The 6,754-nt window shown below is 69.2% G+C and carries 8 protein-coding genes; 1 reads left to right on the forward strand and 7 read right to left on the reverse strand.

Annotation, left to right across the window (positions count from 1 at the left end; genetic code table 11):
• Positions 1-45 precede the first annotated feature (45 nt).
• The 3 genes from nusB to ACWDUA_RS02825 are packed head-to-tail and all read right to left on the reverse strand — an operon-like array spanning position 46 to position 2,246.
• Positions 46-516 (reverse strand): transcription antitermination factor NusB, encoded by a 471-nt coding sequence (gene nusB, locus ACWDUA_RS02815; RefSeq protein ID WP_449749482.1) that lies wholly within the window; start codon positions 514-516, stop codon positions 46-48.
• A 14-nt stretch (positions 517-530) separates the two neighbouring features.
• A complete protein-coding gene (gene efp / locus ACWDUA_RS02820) occupies positions 531-1,094 on the reverse strand; it encodes an elongation factor P (RefSeq protein WP_449749483.1) in 564 nt (187 codons plus the stop codon).
• 39 nt (positions 1,095-1,133) lie between these two features.
• A complete protein-coding gene (locus tag ACWDUA_RS02825) occupies positions 1,134-2,246 on the reverse strand; it encodes a M24 family metallopeptidase (RefSeq protein ID WP_449749484.1) in 1,113 nt (370 codons plus the stop codon).
• Positions 2,247-2,356: 110 nt separating this feature from the next.
• Between ACWDUA_RS02825 and ACWDUA_RS02830 the strand changes: the two genes are divergently transcribed.
• Positions 2,357-2,854, forward strand: a complete 498-nt coding sequence (locus ACWDUA_RS02830; protein WP_449749485.1) for a B-4DMT family transporter — start codon at positions 2,357-2,359, stop codon at positions 2,852-2,854.
• 112 nt (positions 2,855-2,966) lie between these two features.
• On the opposite strand, the gene aroB is transcribed toward ACWDUA_RS02830, so the two are convergent.
• Genes aroB through ACWDUA_RS02850 form a run of 4 tightly spaced genes read right to left on the reverse strand, consistent with a single transcriptional unit; the run spans position 2,967 to position 6,313 of the window.
• Positions 2,967-4,091, reverse strand: a complete 1,125-nt coding sequence (aroB, locus tag ACWDUA_RS02835; protein ID WP_449749486.1) for a 3-dehydroquinate synthase — start codon at positions 4,089-4,091, stop codon at positions 2,967-2,969.
• On the reverse strand, positions 4,088-4,627 hold the full coding sequence (locus ACWDUA_RS02840; RefSeq protein ID WP_449749701.1) for a shikimate kinase: 540 nt from the start codon (positions 4,625-4,627) through the stop codon (positions 4,088-4,090). The genes aroB and ACWDUA_RS02840 overlap by 4 nt, the downstream gene beginning before the upstream one ends.
• A gap of 38 nt (positions 4,628-4,665) precedes the next feature.
• Complete coding sequence (gene aroC, locus ACWDUA_RS02845; RefSeq protein ID WP_449749487.1) at positions 4,666-5,874, reverse strand: chorismate synthase; 1,209 nt, start codon at positions 5,872-5,874, stop codon at positions 4,666-4,668.
• Between the two features lie 31 nt (positions 5,875-5,905).
• Positions 5,906-6,313, reverse strand: coding sequence for a prepilin peptidase (locus tag ACWDUA_RS02850; RefSeq protein WP_449749488.1), 408 nt, complete (start codon positions 6,311-6,313; stop codon positions 5,906-5,908).
• Positions 6,314-6,754: the final 441 nt, after the last annotated feature.

Below are 6,754 nucleotides of genomic sequence, written 5' to 3' on the forward strand. Positions count from 1 at the left end.
TCTGTCTCCGCGACACTCTACACCGCCGGTCGGCAGCGCAGAGCGTCAGTCCTCGGCGTCGCCGGGCAGTTCGGCCGCGGCCGCCGACCGCACCTGCGGTGCGAGATCGGCGATCCGACCGAGCACGCCGTTGACGAACGAGGGTGACTCGTCGGTGGACAACTCCTTGGCCAATTCGACCGCCTCGTCGACGATCACGACCGGATCGACGTCCGTGGCGTTGAACAGTTCCCAGGTGGCCAGGCGCAGGATGGCCCGGTCCACGGCGGGAAGCCGTTCGAGGGTCCACCCGCGCAGGTGCGACGACACGACGGCGTCGATCTGCGCCTGATCGGCCACGAGGCCGTCGATCACGCGGGCAGTATAGGGATGGATCTGGCCGACACTCTCATCGGTGTGGACCAATACACGGCGCTCGGCGACGAGATCGGCGGGGCTGACCTGCTTGGCCTCGGCCTCGAACAGCAGGTCCACGGCGCGACGCCGCGCCCTGTGCCGGGTTCCGGGTTTCTTCACGATACGAGCGGTGATCAGCTGTTGACGCGGCCGAGGTAGCTGCCGTCGCGCGAGTCGACCTTGAGCTTGTCGCCGGTGTTGATGAACAGGGGCACCTGGATCTCGGCACCGGTCTCCATCTTGGCGGGCTTGGTGCCACCGGTGGAGCGGTCACCCTGCAGACCCGGGTCGGTGTGCTCGACGATCAGCTCGACCGTCACCGGGAGCTCGACGAACAGCGGGTTGCCCTCGTTCAGCGACACCTGGACGGTCATGTTCTCCAGCAGGAAGCGCGCGCCGTCACCGACGGTGGCCGGCGGGATCGAGAACTGCTCGTAGTCCTGGGCGTCCATGAACACGTAGTCGGTGCCGTCGTTGTAGAGGAAGGTCATGTCACGACGGTCGACGGTGGCGGTCTCCACCTTGATGCCGGCGTTGAAGGTCTTGTCGACGATCTTGCCGCTCAGGATGTTCCTGATCTTGGTCCGCACGAAGGCCGGGCCCTTGCCGGGCTTGACGTGCTGGAACTCCTGGATCTGCCAGAGCTGGTCGTCCATGCGCAGCACGAGGCCGTTCTTGAAATCGGCGGTGGTCGCCATATGGTGTTTCCCTTTTCCCTCTACGTCGAAGAGTGACCGTCAGATGACGGTGAATGCCTTGTCGGTGGCGGTCAGCAGGTCCGGTTCGCCGTCGGTGACGACGAGCGTGTCCTCGATCCTGACGCCACCTCGTCCCGGGAGGTAGACGCCGGGTTCCACGGTCACCACTGCGCCGCATGGCAGTGTACCCGCAGCGAGTTTGCCGATTCCCGGCGCTTCGTGGATCTCGAGTCCCACCCCGTGCCCGAGACCGTGCACGTAGTGCTCGCCGTGACCGGCGGCGTCGATCACGTCACGGGCCGCGGCGTCGACGGCGCGCAGGTCGGCGCCCGGAGTCAGCGCCGCACGCCCCGCGGTCTGTGCGGTGGCCACGAGGCCGTAGATCTCGCGCTGCCAGTCCTGCGCGTGATGCAACACATAGGTGCGGGTCATGTCCGAGTGGTAGCCGCCGAACACTGCGCCGAAGTCGATCTTGACCAGGTCGCCGTCGGCGAGGACGGCATCGGTGGGGCGGTGGTGCGGGATGGCCGAATGGGCCCCGGCGGCGACGATGGTCTCGAAGGCGATGGCGTCGGCGCCGCGGGCGTACATCGCCCATTCCAGGGCGCGGGCGACGGCACGTTCGGTCGCGCCGGCCCGGATCACCCCGCCGTCGATGATCGCCGCGAGTGCCTCGTCACCGATCGCGCACGCCCGCCGCAGCAGGGCGATCTCCCCGGCGTCCTTGACCGCGCGCAGACCCAGGACCAGCCCCGATGTGGCGATGAGCTCGATGGTGGTGTCCAGTTCGGCGATCAGCCGCCGGTGCGCGGCGACGGTGAGCGTGTCGGCCTCGAATCCGATCCGCCGTGCCCCGGCGCGCCGGGCCTCCTCGAGCAGGGCAGCCGGGGTGTCGCGGGCGATCACTGCGACGAGATCACCGGCCTGCGACCCGACCTGGGTGATGTAGCGGCCGTCGGTACAGATCCGGTCGGCGTCGGGGCCATCCGCCGAGACCAGCAGGGCGCCGTTGGATCCGGTGAACCCGCTGAGATAGCGCAGATTGACGAGATCGGACACGATCAGGACGTCGACCGGGTTCTCGGCCGAACGCAGCAGCTCGCGCAACCGATCGCGACGGGTGGCGGTGGCCGACAATGCTGTGGTGCTCATCGAATCCAGGCTACGACCCCGCCTCCACCGAGGTGGTGCTCCGCCACCCGAGGACAGAAAGTGTGGTCGAGAGCACTTGACGGGACTTACTGTCTAGTACGCTGTCCGCCATGGCTTCTTCGTGGTTGCTTCGTGGCGGCGTGATGACCGTCGTACACGTGCTCGCCCGCGTCCTGCTCGGCGTCGCCGTGATCCACTCCCCGCTGCACTCGACGACCTGGAAGACCGTGGTGGTCGCCGTCGTCGTGCTGATCGCCCTGCTGTGGGGTGGCGTGGACGGTATCGCCGATGCGCGGGCCAACCCCGACCCCGACGACTACCAGGACCTCACCGTGCGCTGGCTCAAGGCCGGCGTGTTCGCGGGGGCGGTGTCCGGGGTGATCGCCTGGGTGATCGGGACGTTCTGGTTCGCCGGCATCGGGCAGGCGAGCTTCGCGGTGGAACTGTTCGCCGGTGGTTCGTTCACCGGCCTGCTGATCTTCGCGCCCGCCTTCATCGGCGCCGCGGTGGGCCGCTTCCTGGTCCGCCGCGACCAGCGCAAGCGCGAGCCCGACACCTCGGACTGGTCGGTGCACGAAGCCCGCACCGAGGAGATCAGCGCCTCCTGAGCCGACCGCTCCGCCCTCCTGGTGCCCTACCGAAACCGCCGCGTCCCGATGATCGGGACGCGGCGGTTCTTCGGTTGCGGGGCTTCTGTTGCGAGGAGCCCGGGCGATTCACTCAGAGCAGCGTGGTGCCGTTCGGCGTGGCATCGGCGGCGACGGCCGAGTAGGCGGCGGCGATCAGCGACGGGTCGGGGCCCTCCAGCCGGCCCGGGTTCGCCAGACCGTCGAGGACCACGAAGCGAAGCACACCGGAACGGTTCTTCTTGTCGCCGGCCATGCCCTGCATCAGGTCGCCGAGCGCGTCCGCGTCGTAGGTGGTGGGCAGGCCGACCAGCGTCAGGATCGACGCGTGACGGTCGGCGGTGGCATCGTCCAGCCGGCCGGCCAGTCGGGCCAGCTCGGCGGCGAACACCAGGCCCACCGAGACGGCGGCCCCATGACGCCAGCGGTACCGCTCGCGGCGCTCGATCGCGTGGCCGAGGGTGTGGCCGTAGTTGAGGATCTCCCGCAGCGACGACTCCCTGAGGTCGGCCGCGACGACGTTCGCCTTGACCTGCACCGACCGGCGGATCAGCTCCGGGAGCACGGTGCCGGTGGGGTCGGTCGCGGCGGCCGGGTCGGCCTCGATCATGTCGAGGATCACCGGGTCGGCGATGAAACCGGTCTTGATCACCTCGGCGAGCCCGGCGATCACCTCGTTGCGGGGCACGGTCTCGAGGGTGGCGATGTCGATCAGCACCGCGTCGGGTTCGTGGAAGGAACCCACCAGGTTCTTGCCCGCGTCGGTGTTGATGCCGGTCTTGCCGCCGACCGCGGCGTCGACCATCGCGAGCAGCGTGGTCGGAACGTGGATGACGCCGATCCCGCGCATCCAGGTGGCCGCCACGAACCCGGCGAGATCGGTGGCCGCACCACCACCCAGAGAGATGATCTTGTCGTTGCGCTTGAGTCCGATCCGGCCGCACACCTCCCAGCAGAAGGCCGCCACCGACAGGTCCTTACCCGCCTCGGCGTCCGGAATCTCGATGCGGTGCGCGTCGAATCCCTTCTCCGACAAGAACTCCCGGATTCGTTCGGCGGTCGCGGTGAGCGTCGGCTGATACAGGATGGCGATGCGGTCGGCACCGGCCGCCGCCTCGGCGAGCTCGCCGAGCAGACCCCGGCCGATGATCACGTCGTACGGGGAGGCGGTGGCGACCCGGATGCGTACCGGCTCGGTTCCTGCGGTCTGCTCGCTCATGCGGTCCTCTCGTTCAGACGGCTGTCGGCGGGGCGGACGGTGCCGTCCCCGGACACGGTGGTGTTCTGGGCGATCTCGGCGAGGATCAGGTCGGCGACGGTCTCCGCGTCCCCGGAACCGGCATCCACCTCGAGGGTCGCGACATCGCCGTAGATCTCGGAACGCTCGGCGAGCAACTCGCGATAGCGGGCGGCCGGGTCGTCGGTGGCCAGCATCGGGCGATCCGACCCGGAGACACGGGCGAAACCGGCCTCGGGACCGATTCGCAGATGCACCACGCGGTGCCCGTCCAGGGCCTCGGCGACCGCCGGGGTGGTCACCGCTCCCCCGCCGAGTGCCACCACACCACGCTGGGTGGCCAGCACGTCGGTCACCACGTCACGCTCGATCTCGCGGAACCGCTCGGCACCCTCGGCGGTGAAGATCTCCGGGATGGTGCGGCCCTCGCGGCGTTCGATCTCGGCGTCGGTGTCGATGAAGTCGACCCCGATCAGGTCGGCGAGGACTCGCCCGACCGTCGACTTACCCGCCCCCATGAAGCCGATCAAGACCACCGCAGGGCGTCCGATGAGGATCACGGCTGCGGCGGGCGCGACTCGATGCGCTTGAGGTAGGCCTGCAGGTTGTCAGCGGTCTCGACGACCGAGTCGCCCCCGAACTTCTCCAGGGCGGCCTGGGCGACCACGAGCGCCACCATCGCCTCGGCGACGACCCCGGCCGCCGGGACCGCGCACACATCCGAACGCTGATGGATGGCGCTGGCCTGCTCGCCGGTGCTCATGTCGACCGTGGACAGGGCGCGCGGCACCGTGGAGATCGGCTTCATCGCCGCACGCACCCGCAGGCTCTCGCCGTTGGTCATGCCGCCCTCGAGGCCACCGGCCCGGTTGGTCGAGCGTAGGACACCGTCGGGGCCTGGAACCATCTCGTCGTGGGCGGCGCTGCCGCGTCGGCGGGCGGTCTGGAAGCCGTCGCCGACCTCGACCCCCTTGATCGCCTGGATGCCCATCAGCGCGGCGGCCAGTCGTGCATCGAGGCGGGTCTCACCGCTGACATGCGAACCGAGACCGACCGGCACGCCGGTGGCGACCACCTCGACCACACCGCCGAGGGTGTCACCGTCTTTCTTGGCGGCCTCGATCTCGCTGATCATCTCGGCCTCCGCGTCCTTGCCGTAGGCGCGCACCGGACTGGCGTCGATGGCCTCGAGGTCGGTGAACTGTGGGGTCGGTCCGTCGTAGGGGGCGCTCGCACCGATCGAGATGACATGCGAGAAGACGTCGATGCCGAACACCTGCCGCAGCAGCGCCTTGGCGACGGTGCCGGCGGCCACCCGGGCCGCGGTCTCGCGGGCGCTGGCACGCTCGAGGATCGGACGTGCGTCGTCGAAGCCGTACTTGAGCATGCCCGAGTAGTCGGCGTGCCCCGGGCGCGGCCTCGTGAGCGGCGCGTTACGGGCGCTCCCGGCCAGGACCGCGGGGTCCACCGGATCGGCGGCCATCACCGTCTCCCACTTCGGCCACTCGGTGTTCCCGATCTCGATGGCGATCGGTCCGCCGAGGGTCAGGCCATGACGCAGCCCGCCGATGACGGTGACCTTGTCGGCCTCGAACTTCATCCGCGCACCCCGGCCGTAGCCGAGGCGCCGGCGGGCCAGCTGCTCGGCGATGTCCGACGATGTGATCTCGACTCCGGCGACCATTCCCTCGACGATCGCCACGAGTGCCGGGCCATGAGACTCTCCGGCGGTTATCCAGCGCAACACAATGATCGATTCTTCCATGCACGTCCTTCCGGGCGCGAACAGCTCCGCCCTAACCGAGCGCGGCGGCGGTGATCGTCACCGTCGCCCACGCCACGACCAGCGCCGGGGCGTGGGGTCGGCGGTCCTGCCGGGACCGTGCGGCGAGGTGCGCGCACAGCTGCAGGATCTGGGCCAGGAGCACCATGAGCAGCGCGGACACGGTGTCGGCGAGCAGGCCGCCGAGAACCCCTGCCAGCTTCACATCCCCGCCGCCGGACAGTCGCGCGGTGAACGCCACCGCGTACGGCAGCGCAGCGGTCAGTGCACCGACGGCGACCATCGGGTGGACCACGGCACCCATCGTCACCGCGAGCACACCGGGAACGACGAGTCGGTTGGGGATGGTCGCGGTCCGGCGGTCGATGTCGGCGATCAGGGCGAGCCACCCTGCGATGACGGCGAACGCGATGACGGTCACCCGGTCAGTGTCGACGAGTTGCTGCCCGCCGTGGTTCCGCCGCCGCGACCGATGTGGACGTCGGCGGTTCTGTGGATCGGCGGTCAGGCGATGTGCGTGCGTTCCAGCGGATCGTGACAGAGGTTTCGGGTCGGCGTCGCTGTCGCGACGGCGACCTGCTCAACCACCCATAACAACGCAACTCACCCACAGCGGCGCACCCCACACGATGATTGAGCCGCCGAGGAGCGCAGCGACAAGGCGAGTCGAAATCCCCGCAACCCGAACACACCACGCAACCACCCCCAAGCGGTCACCACCCATCGCGACCCAACAGAGGTTTCGACAGCCGGCCGGCGTCGCCACCGCGACGGCGACCTGCTCAACCACCCATAACAACGCAACTCACCCACAGCGGCGCACCCCACACGATGATTGAGCCGCCGAGGAGCGCAGCGACAA

The organism is Gordonia sp. NPDC003376 (genome assembly GCF_053589235.1).

Bases quoted from the DNA above. Each gene is read 5' to 3' on its own strand.
- efp (WP_449749483.1), bottom strand. From the start codon at position 1,094: ATGGCGACCACCGCCGATTTCAAGAACGGCCTCGTGCTGCGCATGGAC.
- ACWDUA_RS02825 (WP_449749484.1), bottom strand. From the start codon at position 2,246: ATGAGCACCACAGCATTGTCGGCCACCGCCACCCGTCGCGATCGGTTG.
- ACWDUA_RS02830 (WP_449749485.1), top strand. From the start codon at position 2,357: ATGGCTTCTTCGTGGTTGCTTCGTGGCGGCGTGATGACCGTCGTACAC.
- aroB (WP_449749486.1), bottom strand. From the start codon at position 4,091: ATGAGCGAGCAGACCGCAGGAACCGAGCCGGTACGCATCCGGGTCGCC.
- ACWDUA_RS02840 (WP_449749701.1), bottom strand. From the start codon at position 4,627: ATGGGGGCGGGTAAGTCGACGGTCGGGCGAGTCCTCGCCGACCTGATC.
- aroC (WP_449749487.1), bottom strand. From the start codon at position 5,874: ATGGAAGAATCGATCATTGTGTTGCGCTGGATAACCGCCGGAGAGTCT.